Genomic DNA, 21973 nt, shown 5'->3' with positions numbered 1-21973 from the left:
CCTCAGGGCTGAACCACCAGGCGCTGACCCACCCGGATGGTGTTGCCCGGCAGCTTGTTCCACTGGCGGAGTTGGGCCACCGTCACCTTGTGGTTCATCGCGATGCGATACAGCGTTTCACCGGCCTGGACGCGGTGGACTTTCGGCCCGGGTCCGGCGGGCGTGGCGGGAGCCGGCGCAGCCGGCGCGGCGGTGGCGACAATCGGTGCGGCATCGTCCGACACGGTCGTTCCCGGAATTTCGACGGGCGGCAGCTTCAGGCGAAAACCGGCGGGAAATGACAGCTTGGCGGTGGCCCGGGACCGGATCACGGCCGGATTGAAATCCAGCATGACGCCGGCGGGGACGCGGTACTGTTTTTGCAGCTGGGCGAAGGTGGCGCTGCGGGAGAGATGGATCTCGCGGAACTCCCAGGGCGACGCCTGGACAAGGTTGGGGAAGTAGCGTTCCGGTTGCCGCAGGATCCGCAACGAAGCCAGGAATTCAGAGTAATAGTTGCGCGAGGCGAACCCGAACTGGTTCGAGGAGTAGTAGCGGATAATGGTGAGCGGATCTGAACCCAGCCGCTGCCGGGCCTGGAAAATGCCGTTGGTGCCGTGGTTGTAGGCCATCACCGCCAGCGGCCAGCTGCCCAGCTTGCCGTGGGCGTCCCGCAGAAACTTGACAGCGCCGTAGGTGGCGAGCAAGGGATCGAGTCGTTCATCGAGATGCCGGTTGACGCGGAGGAACGTGCGGCCGGTGGAGCGGATGAACTGCCATACGCCCGTGGCGCCCTTGCGGGAACGGGAATCCTCCCGGAACGACGACTCGAAGAAGGGGATCGCCAGAATCTCCTCGGGGATCCCGTTGGCGCGGAAGATCGTCTGCATGTGCGGATAGTAGCGCCCGGCGCGCCGCCAGCCGGCCGCAAACTCTTCGCGGATGCCGCGCTGCGACCGCAGCCGGCCGGCCAGCTCGCGCAACTCCGCGGCGGCGGGCGGGCGACCCAGCCTGCCGCCGACAACGGACAGGATGCGTGCCGTCGCCGGATCCGGTGGGGCGCCGGACTCGATGCGACCGGCAGCATGGCGCAACAGCCCCTCCCAATGCTCCAGGCGCGAGCGGACGGCCTGCTGCTGAGCCTTGGCGGCAGCCGGATCATGGAGATAGTCGCCGTCGAGCTGCATGATCTCGTAAACCAGGCGCAGATCCTGGCGGTCGTGGATCAGCACCTGATTCTGGCCCCAGCGCGTGAACACCTGCTCCCAGAAGTCCACCTGGTCACCCAGCCCGTTTTCGGAGAACAAGGCGCTCGCGGACGCAGCTGGTATCACGGGCGGGAGGAACAGCAGGTAAAGTGCCGCCAGGATGGAGACACCGATACGAAACCGGGGGCGGGATTGTCCGCCCCCGGTTGGATGAGAGATCGTGAAGCCGTGAATGACCGTGGCGGTCAGACCGACGGATCGAACCGGCATTATTTCTTGACGGGCGGCTGCTCAGCCGGCACCACTGTCCGCGGACGCTGGCCGATGGGCACCGGCGTGGGCGTCGAACCCGGCCGGCCGGGGGCCGCGACGCCGCTGCCCACCTTGATGTCGTTGACCTTGTCCCAGTTGACCGTCACGTCGTATTTGGTGCCCAGTTGGTTCCGGATCTCCTGGAGCTTGGCTTCACGTTTCTGGGTCATCAGCTTGCTGGTCACGGCTTTTTCCGCCTGGGCGAAATCCTGCGTCTGGGCCGCCTGTTTTTCCTCCAGCTTGATGATGTGGAATCCGAACTGCGTCTTGATCGGTCCTTTGATCTCGCCCGGATTCATGGTGAACGCCGCTTCCTCGAACTCCTTGACCATGCGGCCGCGGGAGAAGAATCCGAGATCGCCGCCGCGCTCGGCGTTGCTCTTGTCCACGGAATATTTCTTTGCCAGTTCGTTCCAGTCGGCACCCTTGTCGAGTTCGGCTTTGACGGTACCGGCTTCCTCCTCCGACTTCACCAGGATATGCCGGGCGTGGATGCGTTCAGGTGTCACGAACTCGTTCGGATTGGCCTCGTAATATGCGCGCGCTTCGGCGCTGGTCACCTGAAGCCCGTCGGTGGCCGTCTTCAGATATTCGGTGTATAGGATCCGCTCGGCGTAAGAGTTGATCTTTTCCTTGATGTCCTCACGCTCCATCAGCCCCTGGACCTTGGCCTCCTCGGCGAACACCATGCGGTCCACGATGTTCTGCACATAATCCTTCTTCCGCTGGGGATCATTGAAATGGCTGACGAATTGGGGCGGAATGCGGGCGAACTCCGCCTCGATCTGGCCGACGGTCACGACGCGGGTCCCCATCTTGACCAGGATCTCCTTGCTGTGATCGGCGGCGGGTGCCGGTTCGGTCTTCGGCGCGGGCGGCTGTTCGGACTGCGCCCACACCCCGGCCGTGAGCACCAGCAGCGCCAGCAGGGTCATCCATCCAGCAGTCGTCTTCCTCATGGCAACCTCCTGAAAGAAAAAAGCGAAGCGTTAATCTAGCGGATTTGGATCCCGGGTACAAGTGAAAACATACGCACCCGCCGACGGCGCGTTGCAAACCGGTTCGGGCGTTGTTAGAATCATTGTGATGCCGCCGCGACGTAAAAAGACGAGTCGGTCATCTGATGCAGGCTTCCGGCTGCCGGGTCCACGGGAGTTCGGCATTCTGGAAATCTTGTGGCGGGACGGTCCGCTCTCTGTCGCCGAGATCCGGGCGCGGCTGCCTGATTCCCCTCCACTGGCCTACACCACGGTGATGACCATGCTGGATCAGCTCCACCGGAAAAACCTGGTGCTACGGCGAAAAAGCGGTCGGGCGTTCCAGTACACCGCCGGCATGCCGCCCGAGCGGGTGCGCCAGTCGCTGGCAGCGGCGTTTTTGGCTGATTTCTTCGACTCCGATCCCGTGCGACTGGCCGCCGCCCTGCCGGGGCCGACCGGACCGCCTGACTTGCGACGCGCCGGCCGGCCTCGTCCGCCGCGACCGGCGCCGGAGGACGGCTGGTCGCGGAACACGCAGTCTCCGCCCGCGCCGCCGCCCGTGGAACCGGACGATGAAGACGACAGCTACCTGTTGTAAATTTCCGCTGCTCCCCGACGCCGGACAGGGTATAATCGGCCGCTGTTTGGCTGGAGGAATCACCACACCATGAAAGCACTGATCCTGGCGGGCGGCAAAGGCTCGGAACTGCTGCCCCTGACCGCGAACACCCCGAAGCCCATCGTGCCCGTGGGCAACATCCCGTTCATTTTTTACCAGCTGGAGCGGCTGAAGAAGGCCGGCATCAAGGAAGTGATCCTGTCCCTGTCATACCAGCCTCGCCATATTCAGGAGTTGCTAGGCGACGGTTCCGACTTCGGACTGGTCATCCATTACACGGTGGAAGCCGTGCCCCAGGGCACCGCCGGTGCGCTGCGCACAGCCGCCCCGCTGATCACCGGCCCTACGCTGGTGCTGAACGGTGACATCCTGACCGGGGTGGACCTGAGCCGGGTCATCGCGCACCACCGCGAGCGCCGCGCCCTGGTCACGCTGGTAGAGGGCCGGTCAACCCGGCCGGAACGGCTCGGCGTCATCCTCAAGAATCGGACCGGCCGCGTGACCGGCTTCATTGAAAAACCGCGCGACCACGAACTTCAGGACGATTGGGTGAACATGGGGGTCTACGTCATGGAGCGGGAGATCCTGGACGCCATTCCGGCCGACACCTACTACACTCTGGAGCGCGAGCTGTTCCCGGGGCTGATCGGGCAGGGTGCCAAAATAATCGCCCAGAAAACCGACGAGTACTGGTGCCACATCGACAATCCCTGCTGCTATTTGCAGGCCAACTTCGACGTGCTGTCCGGACGCGTGCCGCTGCCCAAATTTTTCGGCCTGTTCGAACCGAAACCGCTCAGCCTGCCGGCGTCGAGCCGGATGGACGCGAAATCCTTTGTTCACGAGTCGTGCGTGATCAAGGACAACGTCGTCATCGAGAACGCCGTGATCGGCGAAAAATGCCGGATCGAGGAAGGGGTGCAGATCCGCGATTCGGTGATCATGAGCGGCAGCCGCTTCAAGAGCGGCGCCTACCTGCGCTACAGCGCAGTGGGGCGCAATTGTGTGCTGGGTGAGGCGGTGACCATCGGCAAGGGAGCGTTTCTGGGCGACAAGACCACCGTGGCCGATTTCAGCCGCATTTGAGGGGGGCACCCCACCCCCAAGCCAGCATGGGGAGGCGACAGGATGGCGCACCGTCGACATCGGGCGATTTACGTGGTGGTCGTCGCGGGGGTGATGACCGTCGGTCTGGCGACCTGGACCCGGGTCGCCGGATTCCGGCCCATCACCGTCCGGGAGATCTACGACAATCCAGCCTTTCTGTCCCGCGTGGTTGAACAGCCGGCCTGGCGGGCCGACAGCCGTGAACTAGTCTGCCGGGTCAAAGACCCGGCGACCGGCCGCAGCGTGTATCAAGCGGTGGATCCGCTCACAGGCGAGAGCCGGCTGGCGCTGGACCCGGAGCGGCTGATCCAGAAACTGTCGGGTCTGGCGGACCTCGCCCACAAGGCGCCGCCGGAAGCCGCGGTGGCGGGGGTGATCTTCTCACCCAGTGGAGACCGGGCGCTCTTCCTGTATCGCGGGGACATCTATGAGACCGAGTTGTTGAGCGGCGCGATCCGCCGGTGGACGACCACCCCGGAGGCGGAGTCCGAAGTGCGCTACAGCCCGGACGGCGCGAAGATATCGTTTGTCCGGGACGGCAACTTCTGGATCCTCTTTCGCGAGACGGGTCGGGAAGTGGCCGCGACAACCGACGGCAGTCGCGTGGCGGCTTACGGGGTTGTGGATTGGGTCTACCAGGAGGAGTTTGCGCTTGGGCAAGGCTACTGGTGGTCGCCCGATTCGCGCGCTGTGGCGATCCTGCGTCTCGATCAATCCAACGTGGCGGAGTATCCGCTTGTGGACTGGTTGCCCCAACATCCTGTCATCACGCTCCAGAAGTACCCCAAGGCAGGCGGCACCAATCCCGTGGCGGCGCTCTTCCACTATCGCCTCGACACCGGCGAGCTCCGACAACTGGCGGTGGGGGGCGTGCCGGACGTGTATCTGCCGCGGGTGGCCTGGACGCCTGATTCGTTGCACCTGCTCGTGCAGCAACTCAACCGGCGGCAAAACCGCCTGGAGCTGGTCCGGATGCTACCGGCGGCGGCGACCTGGCAGGTCATCCTGACCGAGCAGGATGCCTGCTGGGTCAATGTGCATGACGTGTTGTACCCGCTCCGCCAGCGGCAAGAGTTCATCTGGGGATCGGAACGCGACGGTTTCCGGCATCTGTACCGGTACGACCTGGATGGCCGCCTGATCGGGCGACTCACCCGGGGGGCCTGGATGGTGACCGAGCTGAACGGTCTGGATGAGTCCCAGGGAATTGTCTATTTCACGGCGACGGAACACAGTGTTCGGGAACGCCATCTCTATCGGGTGGGACTGGAGGGCGGACCGCCGCGACGGTTGACTACGGAGCCGGGCACCCATGACGTCGTGATCTCGCCCGACGCGACCCGCTACCTGGACGCATATTCCACGGATGCATCGCCACCGGAATTCCGCATCGGCCGGCTGGCGTGGCCGCTGTCAGGAAAAGCGTTCCGGCGTCCCGACCCCGGGCTGCTGACGCCGTACGGGTTTTCGCGCTGGGAATATTTGATACTCCGGGCCCCCGACGGCGCCGAGCTCCACGCCCGGATCCTGAAGCCGCCGAATTTCGACGCCGCCCGGCGGTATCCGGTCCTGGTTTATGTTTATGGCGGACCCCATGCCCAGGTGGTGACCGACAGCTGGGCGGGCGCCTACTATCTGTGGCATCAGCTCATGGCCCAACGCGGTTTCGTGGTGTTCAGCCTGGACAACCGGGGCTCCGCCGGGAGAGGCAAGGCGTGGGAGAACGCGATCTATCGGCGGTTGGGTGAGCAGGAACTCCATGACCAGCTCATCGGGGTGGAGTACCTCAAAACGCTGCCGTTTGTGGATGCGCAGCGAATCGGCATCTGGGGTTGGAGCTATGGCGGTTACATGACCTGTCTGGCGATGACCCGGGCATCAGGCGTCTTCCGGGCGGGTGTCGCTGTTGCGCCGGTCACCGACTGGCTCAATTACGACACCATCTACACCGAACGTTATATGGATTTGCCGCAACACAACCCGGACGGCTACCGCCAGTCTTCACCCGTCCACTTCGCCGCGACGCTGTCCGGACGATTTTTCCTCGTGCACGGCACGGCCGATGACAATGTGCATCTGCAGAACACGGTTCAACTCTCCCGACGGCTGATCGAGGCAGGCAAGCCGTTCCAACTCATGCTCTACCCGCTCATGGAGCACAGTATCCGGAGCCCGGAGTCGCGGGTTCACCTGTTCGAGGCCATGACCGCCTTTTGGGAAACCTGGCTCACGGATTAGACGGCGGCGGCTTTTCGGATTGGAGGATCCGCCGAACCAGGGTGGCCAGATCGTTGATCTTGTATGGTTTTTGCATGAATTCCACGTATCCCGACTGCAGCGCGCGACGGATCTTCTCGTCGGAGTCATAGCCGCTGACGAGGATCACCCGCAAGTCCGGCCGAATGCGCCGGAGACAGCTGATGGTCTCCAGCCCGTCCATTCCGGGCATGACCATGTCCAGAATGATCAGGTCAAAACGCTCCGGGGCGGCCTCGATCATCCGCACCGCTTCCTGACCCGAGGACACGGAATCCACATTGTAACCGAGCTCGGCCAACAAATCCCGCGCGACTTCTCGGACCATGTCTTCGTCATCGACCACCAGCACCCGCTCATGTCCGCGCGGCATGGTTGGGGCAACCTCAAGCAGGCCCTTGGCGTTCGCGGAGAACGGCACGTCCGGCGTCAGTGCGGGAAGCAGGATCTGGATGGTGGTGCCACGGTCCGGCTGGGCGTTCCAGAATATGTAGCCGTTGTGTTTTTTGATCGCACCGTAAACCAGCGAGTCGCTGATGGACGCGTCGGCCGTGCCGCCGGTCGCGGTGAAGAACGGATCATAGAGCTGGTGGAAGTATTGCTCCTCAACGCCGGTGACCGTGTCCATGATGCGAAGCTGCACGTAATCGCCGACCGGGACTTCGGGATGCAGCCGGAGAAATCCGTCGTCGGGCTGGAAGCGGTCTGTGATCAGGAGGATTTCACCGCCGTGCGGCTGTTGCGCCTGCGACCGGAGCAGCACCTCGGACAGGAACTGCTCCAGCATGCTCCGGTTGCCTTGGATCTGGACCGGCTCGTTGTCCAGCCGGACCTGGAGGCGGAGATCGGGGGCCAGCACTGAAGCGAGAGTGGCCAGAACGGACTCGACGATCTCGTTCAGGTCCAGCGGCATCAGCGGCAACTCACGTTGCCGGGAGACAGACAGCAACTGGGCGATGAGGTCGGCGGCCCGGTGCGCCGAGTGCTCCACGATCTCGATCCGCCGGCGGTCTTCCGGCCCGTGCAGGTCCTGTTTCAGCAGCTCCACGGCGGGAAGGATGGCCCCCAGCAGGTTGTTGAAGTCGTGAGCGATGCTGCCCGCCAGTCCGCCGATAATTTCCATTTTGCGCGCGTGGTGGAGCTGCTGCTCGATCTCGCGTTGCCGGGTGATGTCGCGGCCGATGACCAACAGCCCCAGCGGCGGTCCGGTGAGGCTGTGCAGGGGGCTGACGGCCAGCTCCAGCAGCAGCTCGCGGCGATTGAAAAGCATCGCCTGTTCCCAGCGGATGGTTTCGCCGCGGCGGCAGCGGACGAATGTCCGGAACGCCTTGATCTTGGGCAGGCCGCGATTGAGGAACAGACGGGAAAACGGTTTGCCCAGGTCGTCCCGCGTGAAGCCGGAGATCTCAAAAAAGCGGGCGTTGGCGTAGGTGAGTATCCCCTTCCGATCAATGGTGATGATGCACTCGGCGAGCGAGTTGAAGACGTTCTCCAGGAACTGTCGCGTCTCCTGAAGCGCGGCGGTGCGTTCGGCCACCCGCTGCTCCAGCTCCCGATTCCATTCTTCCAAGCGATTCTGGAGCAACTGGACCTCGGCCACCATTTGGTTGAAGGACTGGGCCAGCGTCCCGAATTCGTTGGCGCCCGCCAGATCGAAATGATGGTTCAGGTCGCCCGTGGCCAGTCTGCGGGCACCGGCCAGCAGGGTGTCCATGGGCCGCCGGATCATCCGGGCCACCTGCTGCAGCCCGAGGTAGGTGACAACCAGGGCGACGAGGAACGACAACAGGATGAAGATGTGAATCTCGTGCAGGTGGGCGTACATGTTGTCCAGCGACAGGCCGGCGTGGAGGATGCCCCAGCGGACCGTCGAAGGCTTGATGAACACGGGCGCCTGAATGTCCAACACGTAATTTTTCCGGCCGCCAGGCAGAACGATCAGGCCCTCGGTGAACGCGGTCTGCCGCAGGTACTTCAGGTCTGTGCCTCGGATTCGGAGGATCGCGTCCTGGTTCTCGCGATAGTAGTTGTTGCAGGCCGCCAGCGTCAGCTCTTTGTCGTAAACGGCCAGATAGAGAATGTTCTGCTGCTCGACCATGGTTTCCAGATAGCTGTAAATGGAAGCGTAGTTATAGGTCACCAGCAGCGGGGTGAAGGTGGCCCTGAGATTCCTCTCAAATTCCTCGCCGCGCTCATGGGTTTCCGTCAGCAGGATGTCGCGGAACTGGTAGCGGATGAACACGGCCAGCAGGAACATGGCAATGAAGAGGATCAGGAAGGACAAGAACAAGTAGCGGTTGTGAACGCGGGTGAAACGGCGGCGCAGCGAATCGAGGATCTGCATATCGGCCTACCGGGGCGCGGGATCGAACCAGATCTCTTCCAGGTTGAGTGAACAGATGCCGAACGGATTCAGCCGGGCGCCCCGGACGTGGGGCTGCAGCAGATAAGTCATCACGTAACTCTCCAGCGGGATCAGGGGGACGGTTTCCTGCAGGCGGGTCTCGATGGATTGGATGATCCGGAGCTTGGCATGGAGGTTGGACTCCCGGTAGAGCCGGTCGATGAGGTCGTCCACGACCGGATCGCGATAACCGGCGACGTTCTGTTGCGAATCGGAATGGAGCAGACTCTCGAGGTACTGCTCGGCGATGGGGGTGTCGGCCGTCCAGGCCATGATGGTGATGTTGAAGTCGCCACGTCGAATTTCCTCCTGAAAACCGGCCCACGGGATCTCCCGGCAGGCGAGCGAAAATCCGAGCCGGCGAGCCGTGTCCGTCAACAGATTGAAAAACTGCGGCTCACGCTGGAAGTCCAGGTAGATCAGCGTCGGCGTTTCCCCGCCGGAATGGCGGGATCGTTCCAAATGCATGGCGGCGGCCGACGGGTCGAAAGCAAATCGTCCGGAGGGCGGACTGAATCCGAACATGCGCGCCGGCAGGAAGGATTCGGTGGGCTTGAGCGTCGGATGACTGTGCGTGAGATATTCCGTCCGATCGAATGCAAGCGACACCGCTTTGCGAAAGGATGGATCATCCGTGGGGGGGCGCCGGCAGTTCAAAACCAGCATTGAAGTGGTCAGTTGAGCCTGGATGAGTCGTTGCGCCTGTGGCATGAACCCGTCGTTTGGGGTGCCTGAATACGCGTCCATGACGTCCAGTTGGCCCGCCTCGAAGAGGCGGCGGTTGTGACGGCTGGAATATTCGGATGTCACGGTGAAGCGCACCCGGTCGAGGTGAGGCGGCGATCGGTGAAAATGGTCGTTACGCTTCAATTCGATCCGATCGGTCTGAAACACATCGAGCATGAACGCACCGGTGCCGATGAAGGGCGGCTGCTCGACTTTGCGGTCCGGTGGGAAATACCGCCGGGGGACGATGCGGAGTTGGTCCATGGCCAGGATTTTGAGAAATTCCGGATAGGCGTGCCGCAGGACGATTTCCAGTGTGCGGGCATCGCGGGCGCTGATGCGAAAGGTGGGCCGGCCGTCGATGTACTCCTGGTCGACGAGGCGCTCCAGGATCACGCCGCTGCTGGCAGGCTGGCCGCCGGCGGTCAGGCAGCGCCGGAAGGTGTGCAGAACATCGTCGATTTCCAGCGGGGAACCGTCGTGGAATCGAACTCCCGAGCGGAGGGTGAATGTGTAGGTGCGTCCGTCGGACGACACTCGCCACTCCTCCGCGAGGTCGGGTAGAACGTTCAGTGCGTCATCGTATCGCACCAGTCCGTTGAACAGGCAGGCGATGATCGTCGCTTCGTACACGTCGGTGACGTACAGCGGATCCAGTGTGGCGACAACGGGTGTGACCAGCCGGCATATCCCTCCCCGCAGCGGCACGCTCTTGGGCGCCGGCGGCCCGGGCGCCGCCTGCCGGCAGGCGATGCCCAGCAGGATCAACCCGCCACAAGCCACGGCCATCCGGACGCGCCACACGCCCCGTCGGGAGAGCCGGGACCGGTGAAATCTGCTGTGTTCCATCTGTCTTGTATTATATACTGATTATGCCGAGTCCGATATCGAAGCCGCGGTCAGCGCATGCACACTCAACGCATCGAGGCAGTCCCGATCGACTATTTTTCCGGTTCGCCGCTCCTCAGACTGTACCACCAGCTCTGCCTCAGCCAGCTCACCCAGATGCTGATCCACGAATTCAACAATGCGCTGACCTCCTTGAGCGGTTATGCGCAGATGGCCCTGGCGATCCAACGTGAGGACATCCTGCTGAAGGCCGCCCACAATTTCAACGACGTGACGAGCCGGTTGCATCAACTGGTCCAGAACATCCACAGCCTGACCCGGACCGATCTGGATGTGTTCGAGCCCATGGATCTCAAGCAAAGCGCCGTGCAAGTGTACAAGGTGCTGGACCATCATCTGAGCAAGCGCAGCATCCGGCTGCACGTGACGGGAGAAGTCGAGCACGTGGTGTCCGGCCATCCCGTCCTGCTGACTCTGGCTGTGCTCACGTTCGTGCTCGATGCCCGGGATCGATTGCTGGCGGAGGGAAGCGGCGGGGAAATCCGGATCGAACTGGCCAGTGCGGGCTCGTGCGCGGTTGTCGTATTTTCCGACTCGGCGGTCAAGGGGTCGGGGTTGGGCACCTCGGAGGCGTTGCCGCCGCTGGACGCATCCCGGCTGGTGGATCCGCGCCGTGAATTTGCCGCCCGGGCGCTACATGCCATCGCGGCGGCCCATGGCGGGTGCGTGCGTCCTCACGACGAGCGGGACCGCCGGATCATCCGGATGGAGATTCCGTACCAGCAACCGGCACCGCCACCGACCGGCTGATCCAATCCAGGTAGGCGCCCCAGCCATCATCCACGTGTAACCGCAGGATCTCCGGCACCTCGTACGGATGGATCTGCCGGATTGTTCGCTCGAGCGCCGGATAGGCGGCGGCTGTTGTCTTGATAACCAGCAGGCATTCGATGTCGCGACACCGCGCACCCTGCCAGGTGTAGATCGAAACCACTCCGGGCAGCACGTTGATGCAAGCGGCCAGCCGGTCCGCCACCAGACGGTCGGCGATGGTTTCCGCGACGGCGGGATCCGGGGCGGTGCAGAGCACCACACAGGCATCGGTCATGGGCTTCCTCGCGCTAATAGCCGGCCCGTCGGTTGCCGCCCAGGCTTGCAAACCGCGGGTCGACGCAGTATGATTATAGCAAAGGGATCCGCGGGTGTAAGAGCCATGCCCGTCAAGAAGCGCGCCGTCATCCGCGAGTTGCTGTACATCGCCATCATTCTGTGTTGCCTCGGCTTCATTGTGGCGTCGCTGTTCGGGCGGCGGGGATGGCTGAGTTTGCGCGAAAAAGAGGCCCGCTTTGAGGCGCTCCAGCAGGATGTTGACCGGCTGAAGCGGGAGAACCAGCAGCTGAAAGAACGGGTGGACAAGCTGCAGAAAGATCCCGCAACGGTCGAAGACGAGATCCGACGGAAAATGATGTACGCGAAACCGGGTGAGACCATCTACCAGGTGACGCCGCCCAAGGAGTCCCCATGAACGACGCGCCTAGCCAGGACCACGTGCGCGGGGTCTTTCTTGGCGCCGCCATCGGCGACGCCATGGGGATGCCGTTCCAGTTCCTGCATCCGCAGGTCGTGCGGGAGCTGTTCCCAAAGCGCCCGGAAGCGTACCTCGTCGCGCCGGAGGGGCATGTCAACGCCGCCCTGGGCCGGGGGCACTACACCGATGAAACCCAACTCCTGATCCTGACCGCGGAGTCGCTGCTCGAGTGCGGCGACGTGGACGTGGACAGCGTGGCGGCCGGCATGCTCCAGTTGTACGAAACGGACAGCTGGATCACTCCCGGGCGATCGATCCTGGCCGCGTGCCGCCAGCTGCAGCGGGGCCGACCCTGGTTCGAAGCCGGCGGATACCGCGACGGGAGCAAGCCGTTGGCATTCGTGCCGCCGCTGGTCATCCGCCACTTCGCCGACAACGACGCCATCGTGCACCACAGCACCGCCCTGGCCCGGGGCATCCTGGTGGAACCGAAGGTGTTGGCGGGCTGCGCCTGCTTCGGATTGCTGCTCAAAAACATCTGCCTGTGCCGCGACAGCCGGGAGCTCCTCGGTGCCGTCCGGGCCACGGCGGACTGCATCGCCGGCCACCACCCCGCGTTCCGGGACATGCTCCTGTGGGTGCTGTCGCTGCTGGACACCGGCATCGAGGAGGGGCTGGAGGAACTGGGCACCGGCTACAGCGTGCTGGAGACACTGTTTGCGGCGCTGTTCGCGTTTCTGAAGTATCCGGATGACTTTCTCATGACCGTGTCCAGCGTGATCTACGCCGGAGACAATGCAGACACAACCGGATTTCTGGCTGGCGCCTTGTCCGGTGCCTTCAACACCTTTGAACGGATCCCCGAGAACCTGGTGGCCGGTTTGCGCGATCACGAACTCCTGCTCGACCTGGCCGACCGGTTCTACTCTTTCTCATCCTCGCTCCCGTCGTAGCCATACTGCTTCAATTTGAGTCGGAGCGTCTTCCGGTCGAGCCCCAGCAACCTCGCCGCCATGGACTTGTTGCCGTTGACCTGGCGGAGCACCCGCAGGATGTAAAGCCGCTCCACTTCGGCCAGCGGGATGATCTGGCCGGATGCGGCGGCCGGGACCTGCCGTTCGATGAAAGAGTCTTCAAAGCCGGCCGTCCGGACCTTAAGCGGCAGGCTGTCCGGTCCGATGACACTGGTGGGTGAGAGCGTCGCCGCCGACTCGACGACGTTCTCCAGCTCGCGCACGTTGCCGGGCCAGTGATACGTCTCCAGTGCCTGCCGGGCGTCGTGGCTGAACGAGAGCCCTTTGCGGCGGTTGCGGATCATGTAGCGGTTCAGAAAATGGTCCGTCAGCAGCGGAATGTCGCCGCTGCGATCGCGCAGGGGCGGCAGCTCGAGCCGGACGACGTTGAGCCGGTAAAACAGATCCTCGCGGAACAGGCCCTTGGCCGCCAGCGTGTCCAACTGGCGGTTGGTGGCGGCCAGGATCCGGACGTCCACCTGGATTTCGCGGGTCGAACCCACCCGTCGGATCTCGCCGTCCTGCAGGACCCGCAGCAGTTTGGGCTGGACGGCCAGAGGCATCTCCCCGATCTCGTCCAGCAGGCAGGTCCCGCCGTGGACCGCCTCGAAGATGCCGATGTGTGTCTTGTCGGCGCCGGTGAACGCGCCGCGCTCATAGCCGAACAGCTCGCTCTCCAGCAGCGTTTCGGGCAGCGCGCCGCAGTTGATAGCCAGAAAGGGTTTTTCGCGGCGGAAGGAGTTTTCATGGATGGCCCGGGCGACGAGCTCCTTGCCGGTGCCGCTCTCGCCGCAGATCAGGACGGTGCTCTCGGTGTTGGCCACGCGGCCGATGAGCTTGAATACATCGATCATGCGGCCGGATTGTCCGATGAGTTGGTTGGCGTGGCTCTTGAGTGTATCCACCGGTTCCAGGGTTTCCGCCTCGCGGAGAAGCCCCCGCTTCTCGACGGCATTGGCGACCACCTGCCGCAGCCGGTCAGGGTGAAACGGCTTGGAGATGAAATCAAACGCCCCGGAGCGGATGGCATCGATGGTGACGGCGCTGTTGCCGAAGGCGGTCACGACGATCACGAGGATTTCCGGATAGCGTTCGGTGATCTTCCGGACCAGTTCGATCCCGCTCATGCCGCCCATGCGCACGTCGGTGACGACCAGGTCCACCGGAGCGCGCGCCAGCAGGGCCAGCGCCGCTTCGGCACTGTCGGCGCCGCGGAGCTGGTAGCCGGAGCGACGCAAGGCCTCGATCATCATGACGCGGGAGGCCTCATCATCATCAACCACCAGGATGGCGAACGTGTTACTCATCGTGCGGCGGAGCTCCTTTGAAGATCAGGGTCACGGTCCAATCGGCCGGCGGCCGGCGCAGCAGGCGCAGGCGGCCTTGGAACCGGTCAATCAGGGCGGCCATGATCAGCCACGGTGTTGGAAACGATTGCAGCAGGATGTCGCGACAGCGCGGTGACTTGGCGATCAGCATCCGGAATTCGTCGGGGATCCGCACCTTGCGGGTGTGAAACCGGAGGTGGCCGCCGCCGGCGGTGTCGGTCCAGCATATCCGGACCTCCGGCCGGGGCCGCGCGTCGGTGGAGTCGGCCCAGGCGGTGCACTCCGACACGAACTTCCAGACCAGTTCCATGAACAGCTCGGGGCGTCCCACGAGAACCGCCCGCCGACCGAGCCGGCCCAGAGTCAGTTGCACACCCTGCGCGTGCAGATAAGGCTGCGTTGCCTGCACCAGCGATGCCAGCACATCGGCAGGGCGAAAACGCGTCGGTGCCGCATCGAGGCCGCGCAGAAATTCCAACAGCCGCACGATGGCGCGCTCCAGCCGCTGGCTTTCCCGACGCACACCCACGACCAGCAATCGCTGGTCTCCCGCCGGATTCTCCTCCAGCAGGCTGGCGGTACCGGCGAGCGCGTGCAGGATGCTGCCGGTGTCGTGGGCCAGGCGGTCCGCCACGAGCTGGAAGATCAGGCTGGTCTCTTCCGCCTGAAGGGTCCGCAGAAGATTCACGAGATTCGAGGGATCGTATTGATCGGACATGGCAACCGCTTTCCGTCACGGATTGACGCTTCCGATTATAGAGGATCTGCCATAGAATGAGAAGCGACCGGTGAAAAATTCTCCACTTGAGACATTTTGTCCTAGAACGGCCTGTGGGGCCAAGCGGTAACCTGTTGTAAAAAATACAGTTCGGCTAAGTACCGGTTTGGCAGGTTATTTGCACAAAGGAACCTGACATTTTGATGAGGGAGAGAAGTCGACATGGGAAAAATCATCGGCATAGATTTAGGCACAACCAATTCGGTGGTCAGCGTGATGGAAGGCGGCAATCCCGTGGTCATTCAAAACTCGGAAGGCAGCCGCCTGACGCCCTCGGTCATCGCATTCACCAAGGACAATGAACGCCTGGTAGGGCAGATCGCCAAGCGCCAGGCCATCACCAATCCGGCTAACACGGTCTTTTCCATCAAGCGGTTCATGGGCCGCAAATTCAGCGAGGTGGGCCAAGAGACCAAGCTGGTGCCGTACGCGGTGACGGCGGGTCAGAACGGCGATGCCCGGGTGGACATCAACGGCAAGTTGTACTCGCCGCCGGAGATCTCCGCCATGATCCTGCAGAAGCTGCGCCAGGCCGCGGAGGATTATTTGGGTGAAAAAATAACCGACGCGGTGATCACCGTGCCGGCGTACTTCAACGATTCTCAGCGTCAGGCCACCAAGGAGGCCGGCCAGATCGCGGGACTCAACGTCCGCCGGATCATCAATGAGCCGACGGCCGCCGCCCTGGCTTATGGACTCGACAAGAAGAAGGACCAGACCATCGCTGTCTTCGACTTCGGTGGCGGCACGTTCGACATCAGCATTCTCGAGGTGGGCGAGGGCGTGGTCGAGGTCAAGTCGACCAACGGCGACACCCATCTGGGCGGGGACAACATCGACCAGCGGATCATGGAGTGGCTCATCACCGAGTTCAAGCGCGACCAGGGCATCGACCTGTCCAGTGACAAGATGGCGCTGCAGCGGCTTAAGGAGGCCGCCGAGAAAGCGAAGATCGAACTCTCCTCGATGCAGGAGACGGACATCAACCTGCCGTTCATCACCGCCGACGCGGCGGGCCCCAAGCACCTCAACCTGAAGCTGAGCCGCTCGAAGCTGGAGCAGATGATCGCCGACATTCTGGAGCGCACCCTGGCCCCCTGCCGTCAGGCGCTGGCCGACGCCGGGATGAAGCCGTCCGACATTCACGAAGTGGTGTTGGTGGGCGGATCCATCCGGATCCCCAAGGTGCAGCAGATGGTCCAGGAGTTCTTCGGCAAGGAACCGTGCAAGGGCGTCAATCCCGACGAGGTCGTCGCGGTGGGCGCGGCCATCCAGGGCGGCGTGCTGGGCGGCGAAGTCAAGGACGTGCTCCTGCTCGACGTGACCCCGCTGTCGCTGGGCATCGAGACTTTGGGCAGCGTGTTCACCCGGCTGATCGAGCGCAACACCACCATCCCCACCCGGAAATCCGAGATCTTCACCACCGCCGCTGACGGTCAGGATTCGGTGGAGATCCACATCCTGCAAGGCGAGCGGGCCATGGCTACGGACAACAAGAGCCTGGGCAAGTTCCACCTGGTGGGCATCCCGCCGGCGCCCCGCGGCATCCCCCAGATCGAGGTCACGTTTGATATCGACGCCAACGGGATCCTCAACGTATCCGCCCGTGACAAAGCCACGGGCAAGGAGCAGAAGATCACCATCACCTCGTCCAGTGGGCTGGCCAAGGATGAGATCGAGCAGATGGTCCGCAACGCCCAGTCTTTCGAGGCGGACGACAAGCGCCGCCGGGAGCAGGCCGAACTCCGCAACCAGGTGGACAGTCTGACCTACAGCCTCGACAAGCTGGTCCGGGAAAACAGCGCCAAGATCGACGGCACCCTGGTCAGCCAGGCTCAGGAGCTGGTGAAGGAGTCCCGCGACAAACTGGGTAGCCAGGATCCGGCGGGTCTGGAGCCGCTGCGCGACCGGCTCAACAGCCTGACGCAGCAAATCGCCACGCAACTCTATCAACAGGCCTCGGCGGGCGCGGGACCCGCGGGCAGTCCCGGCTCCGGCGCTGGCCCCGGAGCCGGTCCCGGCGGGGGTCCGTCGGCCGGGCCGCAGGCGGGCCCTACCGACGGCAAGAACGGCCGCGATGATGTGGTCGATGCCGAGTATTCGGAAATCAACTGACCAGCCGCAGCGGCACCGCGGATTAGCGATCCGCAAAAACCAAACCGGCCGGAGCCACGCTCCGGCCGGTTGCTGTTTCGGCGGACTGAGGCTTTAGTAAACGGACGGCTGCTCCTGACCGCTCAACACCCGCCAGGCGCCCATGGCCAGCGATTCCAGTTCGTTCTCGCCGGCGAACACCTCCACCGGGGCGATCCATTCCAGGCGCCGCTGCAGCTCGCCCGACAGGCGCTTGGAATGAGCCAGGCCGCCGGTGACCAGAATGGCATCCACGTGGCCGTCCAGCGCCGCGCTCATGGCGCCCACTTCCTTCACGATTTGATAAGTCATGGCTCTCAGCACCCGCTCGGCGGTTGCGTCGCCGGCGTCGATCCGGCGCTCCACTTCGCGCAGGTCATGGGTGCCCAGGTGGGCCAGCAGGCCGCTCTTCTTGGTCAGGGCGTCGTTCAGAGCCTTGGCCGTGGGGTACTTGCCGGAGTAGGCCAGCTCCACCAGTTGAGTCACCGGCAGCGTGCCGGTGCGCTGTGGCGAGAACGGACCACCGTCGTTGGCATTGTTCACGTCGATGATCCGCCCGGCGCGGATGGGGCAGATGCTGAAGCCCGAGCCGAGATGGGCGACCACGAGGTTCAGATCAGCCAGCCGGCGGCCCAGCTTCTCGGCGGCCTTAAAGGCGGTGGCGCGCACGTTCAGGGCATGGACGAGGGAGCGCCGTTCCAGACCGGGCAGACCCGTCAGCCGCGCTTCGTGGTCGAACTCGTCCACCGACACGGGATCGACGATGAACGCCGGAATCCCCGACGGCGAGGCGATCGCCTCGGCCAGCAGCGCGCCCAGGTTCGACGGATGATCGGCCTTCGTGCGCCCTTGCCGAATGTCATCAAGCATGGCGGCGTCAACGCGGTAGGTGCCGGCGTGCAGCGGCTTGAACAGTCCGCCGCGGCCGACGCACGCCGCCAGCTGGCCCGGTTCGACGCCTTTCTCCGCCAGTTTGGCCCGGACCACGCCGAGCCGGAACTCGAACTGGCCGAGCACGGAGGTAAAACCCTTCAGCTCCGCCTCGGCGTGCTGGATGTCTTCCGTCCAGAGCAGGGTGCGCCCCTCATAGAGGGCGACCTTGGTGGATACGCCACCGGGATTGATGGTCAGAATTTTCATCGGTGATCCTCTCGATTCGGATAATCGGGTACGCGCGGTGGCCGTGCGTCAGCCCCAGATCGCCCCGAGCGCGATGGAGCGGAGCTTGGTTCCGGCGTCGTCGCTGCGGCTCAGCAGCACGATGGGCACGCGGGCGCCCACCACCAGGCCGGCGGCCTGGGCGCCGGCCAGGTAGATCAGCGCCTTGACGGCGATGTTGCAGGCGGAGATCTCTGGCGTCACGAAGATGTCGGCGACGCCGGCGATGCGGCTGTCGATCTCCTTGATGCGAGCCGACTCGGCGCTCAGCGCCACGTCCATGGCAATGGGCCCCTCGATGGTCGCCGGCGCCACGGGGGTGTCCTGGTGCAGCTTCAGGATCCGCTCGTAATCCAGAGTCTCCTCCATCTTGGGATTGATCTTCTCCATCGCCGAGAGCAGGGCGACGTTGGGAACGGCCACGCCGAGTTTGCCGGCGAACTCGGCGGCGTTGCGGATCATGTCCAGCCGCACGTCCAGGGTGGGCCGGATGTTGATGCCGCCGTCGGTCCACAGCATCAGGCGGGGGTACGCCGGCATCGCCACCACCGCCACATGGCTAAGCACCCGACCGGTGCGCAGGCCCGTGTCGGCGTCGAGGACCGCCTTGAGCAGCGTCGGGGTGTCGGTCTTCCCCTTCATGAGCAGGTTGGCTTCGCCCGCTCGAATCAGGGTCAGTGCGCGGGCCACCGCCCGGTCCGGATCGGGCTCGGCCTCGACGCGCAGGCCGTCGCAGTCCCGGGCGTGGGCTTGCCGCAGCGCGTCGAGCTTGGCCGGATCGCCGATGAGAATCGTGTCGCAGATGCCCGCCCGGTAAGCTTCGGCGCAGGCGGCCACGATGGAGCCGCCTTCGGCGGACGGAACCGCCAGCGTGCGCCGGGGCCGGTTCCGGACGGCCTCGAAGAGTTGGTCGAACGTGCAGATCATGGATGTCCTCCAGATGGAATGGCGATCGGATCACTGCTTGTACTGCTTCAGCGTGTCGGCGAACTCCTGCAGTCGGCGGTTGACGCGGTCGTTGACCGAGCCGGCGGTCCAGTTACCCTGCGCGTCCGCCTCGCCGGCCACCACGCCGGTGAGCAGCTCGATGCCTTCGTCAACGGTGGCGACGGCATAGATGTGGAATTTGGCCTCGCGGACCGCGTTGACGATGGGTTCCCGAAGCATGAGATCCTCGACGTTCTGGACCGGGATGAGCACGCCCTGGGTGCCGGTCAGCCCACGCGCGGCGCAGATGTCGAAGAACCCCTCGATCTTCTCGTTGATGCCCCCCACCGGCTGGATCATTCCCTTCTGATTCACGGAACCGGTCACCGCCAGGTCCTGGCGGAGAGGCAGGTTGCTCAGGGCGGAGAGCAGCGCGTACACTTCAGTGGAGGACGCGCTGTCGCCGTCGACGCCGCCGTACGACTGCTCGAAGCAGATGGAGGCGTTCATGCTCAGCGGCTTGTCGGTGGTGTAGCGGGAACGGAGCAGGTGGCTGATGATGAACACGCCCTTGTCGTGGGTCATGCCGGATAGGCCCACCTCGCGCTCGATGTTGATCACCCCGTCATCGCCCACCGACACCTCGGCGGTGATCCGGCTGGGCTTGCCGAACGAGTAATAGCCCAACTGGTAGACGGACAGCCCGTTCACCTGGCCCACTCGGCGGCCGTCGGAATCGATGAGGATGATCCCGTCCTCGATCAGCTCCTGCAGTTTCTCCTCGGGGAGGTTGCTACGGAAGACGCGCTCCTGGTAGGCCTTCTCCACATGCTTCCGGCTGACTTGCGGCTGGTGGTCGCGACCGGCCCAGTGGCTGGCCTCGCGCATGAGATCGGCCACGTCGGAAAAGCGGGTGGTCAGCTTGGTGCGGCGGCCGGCCATGCGGACCGCCTGCTCCAGAACGGCCAGGATGCCCTCGCGGTCGAAGTGGAGCAGGTCTTCCTCGTCGATGATCTTGCTCATCAGCGAAATGAAACAGTTGATGTTGGCGGTGGTGTTGTTCATCACCGAGTCGAAATCCGCCAGGATCTTGAAAATCTTCCGGAAGTCCTCGTCCAGCTGATACAGCATGTGGTAGAGCTCGCGATCCCCGATCATGACGATCTTGACGTCGATGTCGATGGGCTCGGGCGTGAGGTAGAATGACGCCAGCAGCGGATACGGGTCGAAGCTCTGAATGGACATTTTGTTGTACTTGAGGGCCCGCTTCAGGTTCTTGTATACCTCGGGCTCCATCAGGGCGTCGCGCGCGTTGAGCACAAGATAACCGCCGTTGGCCCGCAGCAGGGAGCCAGCCCGGATCTGCATGAAATCCGTCCGGATGGCGCCGGAGCGCTCAACGCTTTTCTCGATGGTGCCGAAGATGTTGCGGTAGCTGGGCACGGTCTCGATGATGATGGGGGCGCCGGTGAGGTCGGAGTTGTCAATGATCACATTGATCATGTAGGGCAGGTAGGGGTTGCCGGATTCCTTCGGCGCGGAGAGGAAGCTCAGGATGTTCGACTTGTCCTCCTGCTTCTCCTTGAAGATCTCGATCCGGTCGAGGATGTCGGCTTGCACGTCGGCCAGGAATTCCTTCACCTCCTCCCAGGGGAAACGGGTGCGGATTTCGCCGATGATCTCATCGATGAATGGCTGGACCGTACCGCGGACCAGGCTGCTTTGGGTCTCGAGGACCTCCTTCTGCAACGCTTTGAGCTGCTTGCTCAGCTCGCCCATCTCCTGGGCCAGTTCCTTGTGCACCGCCTTGATCCGCTCGAATTCGGCGGCGGGGTACTCCTCCTGGTCGGCTTGCTGCTCCAGCTGGGCCATGGCCACGGGCTTGTCGTCGATGACCGGCATCAGTTCGGGGCGCTGGATGGTGCCGTACTGGACCTGGACCAACGCGAAGCTGCGCTCGTTCACCTTTTTCTCGAAGCCGCGGATCAGCTCTTTCTCGCGGGCATGGGCGCGCTCCAGCAGTCCGTCCAGCTCCTTCTTGAACTGATCGCTCTCGAGGATCTCCGGCACGTGCTCCAGGCAGTATTCCACCAGCCGGCTCATCTCCTTCTCCAGCAGCTTGCCGTGGCCGGCCGGCAGGTGGAGGCAGCGCGGGGAATCGGGATGGCGGAAGTTGTGGACGTAGCACAGGTCGTCCGGGATCCGGCCGGAGCGGTCGATCTCGGCCAGCAGCGACTGAATGGTGGTCATCTTGCCGGTGCCCGACAGACCGGTGACGAACACGTTGTAGCCGATGCTCTTCATCTCCAGGCCCAGCCGGATGGCCCGGAGCGCCCGCTCCTGGCCGATGATGGTGGTGCAGGGGGGCTGTTCCTGGGTGGAGTTCCACGGGAACTGGTGGCCGTCGAACCGGAAACGGAGAGCGTCGGGACTGACCCGCAACTGATCTTCAATGGACATGCGGAACTCCTTGGCGAGTGTTGGCGCCGGGACTCATCGCCGCGCGGCAACCCGGCGCGCTGCCGTCCCTGTTGAGGCAAAAGCAGAATGGCGGCTATAATGACTCATGTGACATCAAGGTTCACCGGGTCAATCACCACAGGCAATGCCATATTACTTCGACTATACTAACAGCAGCCTCTTTTTGAAATCAACACTCTTTCGGGAT

At 63.6% G+C, this 21973-nt stretch carries 17 protein-coding genes; 7 read left to right on the top strand and 10 right to left on the bottom strand.

Going from position 1 to position 21973, the window contains the following annotated elements; genetic code table 11:
• Nucleotides 1–2: 2 nt before the first annotated feature.
• Nucleotides 3–1457, bottom strand: coding sequence for a transglycosylase SLT domain-containing protein (locus GX414_02135; GenBank protein NLI45887.1), 1455 nt, complete (start codon nt 1455–1457; stop codon nt 3–5).
• On the bottom strand, nt 1457–2458 hold the full coding sequence (locus GX414_02130) for a hypothetical protein (protein NLI45886.1): 1002 nt from the start codon (nt 2456–2458) through the stop codon (nt 1457–1459). Before GX414_02130 ends, GX414_02135 begins: the two co-directional genes overlap by 1 nt.
• Before the next feature lie 127 nt (nt 2459–2585).
• Here GX414_02130 and GX414_02125 point away from each other — a divergent pair, with 127 nt between their 5' ends.
• From GX414_02125 to GX414_02115, 3 genes are all read left to right on the top strand, one after another.
• On the top strand, nt 2586–3077 hold the full coding sequence (locus GX414_02125; protein ID NLI45885.1) for a BlaI/MecI/CopY family transcriptional regulator: 492 nt from the start codon (nt 2586–2588) through the stop codon (nt 3075–3077).
• Between the two features lie 69 nt (nt 3078–3146).
• Nucleotides 3147–4184, top strand: coding sequence for an NDP-sugar synthase (locus GX414_02120; GenBank protein NLI45884.1), 1038 nt, complete (start codon nt 3147–3149; stop codon nt 4182–4184).
• Between the two features lie 42 nt (nt 4185–4226).
• Complete coding sequence (locus GX414_02115; GenBank protein ID NLI45883.1) at nt 4227–6443, top strand: S9 family peptidase; 2217 nt, start codon at nt 4227–4229, stop codon at nt 6441–6443.
• On the opposite strand, the gene GX414_02110 is transcribed toward GX414_02115, so the two are convergent.
• Complete coding sequence (locus GX414_02110; protein ID NLI45882.1) at nt 6433–8805, bottom strand: response regulator; 2373 nt, start codon at nt 8803–8805, stop codon at nt 6433–6435. The genes GX414_02115 and GX414_02110 overlap by 11 nt on opposite strands.
• Nucleotides 8806–8811: 6 nt before the next feature.
• The gene (locus GX414_02105; protein NLI45881.1) at nt 8812–10380 is read right to left on the bottom strand and encodes an ABC transporter substrate-binding protein; all 1569 of its coding nucleotides are present in this window, start codon (nt 10378–10380) and stop codon (nt 8812–8814) included.
• A gap of 117 nt (nt 10381–10497) precedes the next feature.
• Here GX414_02105 and GX414_02100 point away from each other — a divergent pair, with 117 nt between their 5' ends.
• Entirely contained in the window at nt 10498–11250 is a 753-nt protein-coding gene (locus GX414_02100) for a HAMP domain-containing histidine kinase (GenBank protein ID NLI45880.1), read from the top strand.
• Here the strand turns inward: GX414_02100 and GX414_02095 are convergent.
• Entirely contained in the window at nt 11198–11548 is a 351-nt protein-coding gene (locus GX414_02095) for a divalent-cation tolerance protein CutA (GenBank protein ID NLI45879.1), read from the bottom strand. The two genes, GX414_02100 and GX414_02095, sit on opposite strands and share 53 nt — an antisense overlap.
• Before the next feature lie 105 nt (nt 11549–11653).
• Here GX414_02095 and GX414_02090 point away from each other — a divergent pair, with 105 nt between their 5' ends.
• Together GX414_02090 and GX414_02085 are read left to right on the top strand one after the other, a co-directional pair.
• Nucleotides 11654–11965: a septum formation initiator family protein gene (locus GX414_02090; protein NLI45878.1), complete on the top strand. Its 312-nt coding sequence runs from the start codon at nt 11654–11656 to the stop codon at nt 11963–11965.
• Nucleotides 11962–12921 carry a hypothetical protein gene (locus GX414_02085; GenBank protein NLI45877.1) on the top strand — a complete coding sequence of 320 codons (960 nt, stop codon included), beginning with the start codon at nt 11962–11964 and terminating at the stop codon, nt 12919–12921. Before GX414_02090 ends, GX414_02085 begins: the two co-directional genes overlap by 4 nt.
• On the opposite strand, the gene GX414_02080 is transcribed toward GX414_02085, so the two are convergent.
• Together GX414_02080 and GX414_02075 are read right to left on the bottom strand one after the other, a co-directional pair.
• The gene (locus tag GX414_02080) at nt 12891–14288 is read right to left on the bottom strand and encodes a sigma-54-dependent Fis family transcriptional regulator (GenBank protein NLI45876.1); all 1398 of its coding nucleotides are present in this window, start codon (nt 14286–14288) and stop codon (nt 12891–12893) included. The genes GX414_02085 and GX414_02080 overlap by 31 nt on opposite strands.
• Nucleotides 14281–15027: a HAMP domain-containing histidine kinase gene (locus GX414_02075; protein ID NLI45875.1), complete on the bottom strand. Its 747-nt coding sequence runs from the start codon at nt 15025–15027 to the stop codon at nt 14281–14283. Before GX414_02075 ends, GX414_02080 begins: the two co-directional genes overlap by 8 nt.
• A gap of 222 nt (nt 15028–15249) precedes the next feature.
• Between GX414_02075 and dnaK the strand changes: the two genes are divergently transcribed.
• Nucleotides 15250–17202 carry a molecular chaperone DnaK gene (gene dnaK / locus GX414_02070; protein NLI45874.1) on the top strand — a complete coding sequence of 651 codons (1953 nt, stop codon included), beginning with the start codon at nt 15250–15252 and terminating at the stop codon, nt 17200–17202.
• Between the two features lie 93 nt (nt 17203–17295).
• Here dnaK and buk read toward each other — a convergent pair whose 3' ends face one another.
• From buk to GX414_02055, 3 genes are read right to left on the bottom strand one after another with little or no spacing between them, the layout of a single operon-like run.
• Nucleotides 17296–18360, bottom strand: a complete 1065-nt coding sequence (gene buk, locus GX414_02065; GenBank protein ID NLI45873.1) for a butyrate kinase — start codon at nt 18358–18360, stop codon at nt 17296–17298.
• Between the two features lie 48 nt (nt 18361–18408).
• Entirely contained in the window at nt 18409–19305 is an 897-nt protein-coding gene (locus GX414_02060) for a phosphate butyryltransferase (GenBank protein NLI45872.1), read from the bottom strand.
• Nucleotides 19306–19335: 30 nt separating this feature from the next.
• Nucleotides 19336–21765, bottom strand: coding sequence for an AAA family ATPase (locus GX414_02055; GenBank protein NLI45871.1), 2430 nt, complete (start codon nt 21763–21765; stop codon nt 19336–19338).
• Between the last annotated feature and the right edge of the window lie 208 nt (nt 21766–21973).

The sequence above is a fragment of the Acidobacteriota bacterium genome, assembly GCA_012517875.1.
Taxonomy (GTDB): Bacteria; Acidobacteriota; JAAYUB01; order JAAYUB01; family JAAYUB01; genus JAAYUB01.
This window is presented reverse-complemented; position numbering and strand designations above follow the sequence as displayed.

Excerpts from the sequence above, each read along its gene's own strand:
- GX414_02135 (NLI45887.1), bottom strand. The coding sequence starts at position 1,457 with ATGCCGGTTCGATCCGTCGGTCTGACCGCCACGGTCATTCACGGCTTC.
- GX414_02130 (NLI45886.1), bottom strand. The coding sequence starts at position 2,458 with ATGAGGAAGACGACTGCTGGATGGATGACCCTGCTGGCGCTGCTGGTG.
- GX414_02125 (NLI45885.1), top strand. The coding sequence starts at position 2,586 with ATGCCGCCGCGACGTAAAAAGACGAGTCGGTCATCTGATGCAGGCTTC.
- GX414_02120 (NLI45884.1), top strand. The coding sequence starts at position 3,147 with ATGAAAGCACTGATCCTGGCGGGCGGCAAAGGCTCGGAACTGCTGCCC.
- GX414_02115 (NLI45883.1), top strand. The coding sequence starts at position 4,227 with ATGGCGCACCGTCGACATCGGGCGATTTACGTGGTGGTCGTCGCGGGG.
- GX414_02110 (NLI45882.1), bottom strand. The coding sequence starts at position 8,805 with ATGCAGATCCTCGATTCGCTGCGCCGCCGTTTCACCCGCGTTCACAAC.
- GX414_02105 (NLI45881.1), bottom strand. The coding sequence starts at position 10,380 with ATGGCCGTGGCTTGTGGCGGGTTGATCCTGCTGGGCATCGCCTGCCGG.
- GX414_02100 (NLI45880.1), top strand. The coding sequence starts at position 10,498 with ATGCACACTCAACGCATCGAGGCAGTCCCGATCGACTATTTTTCCGGT.
- GX414_02095 (NLI45879.1), bottom strand. The coding sequence starts at position 11,548 with ATGACCGATGCCTGTGTGGTGCTCTGCACCGCCCCGGATCCCGCCGTC.
- GX414_02090 (NLI45878.1), top strand. The coding sequence starts at position 11,654 with ATGCCCGTCAAGAAGCGCGCCGTCATCCGCGAGTTGCTGTACATCGCC.
- GX414_02085 (NLI45877.1), top strand. The coding sequence starts at position 11,962 with ATGAACGACGCGCCTAGCCAGGACCACGTGCGCGGGGTCTTTCTTGGC.
- GX414_02080 (NLI45876.1), bottom strand. The coding sequence starts at position 14,288 with ATGAGTAACACGTTCGCCATCCTGGTGGTTGATGATGATGAGGCCTCC.
- GX414_02075 (NLI45875.1), bottom strand. The coding sequence starts at position 15,027 with ATGTCCGATCAATACGATCCCTCGAATCTCGTGAATCTTCTGCGGACC.
- dnaK (NLI45874.1), top strand. The coding sequence starts at position 15,250 with ATGGGAAAAATCATCGGCATAGATTTAGGCACAACCAATTCGGTGGTC.
- buk (NLI45873.1), bottom strand. The coding sequence starts at position 18,360 with ATGAAAATTCTGACCATCAATCCCGGTGGCGTATCCACCAAGGTCGCC.
- GX414_02060 (NLI45872.1), bottom strand. The coding sequence starts at position 19,305 with ATGATCTGCACGTTCGACCAACTCTTCGAGGCCGTCCGGAACCGGCCC.
- GX414_02055 (NLI45871.1), bottom strand. The coding sequence starts at position 21,765 with ATGTCCATTGAAGATCAGTTGCGGGTCAGTCCCGACGCTCTCCGTTTC.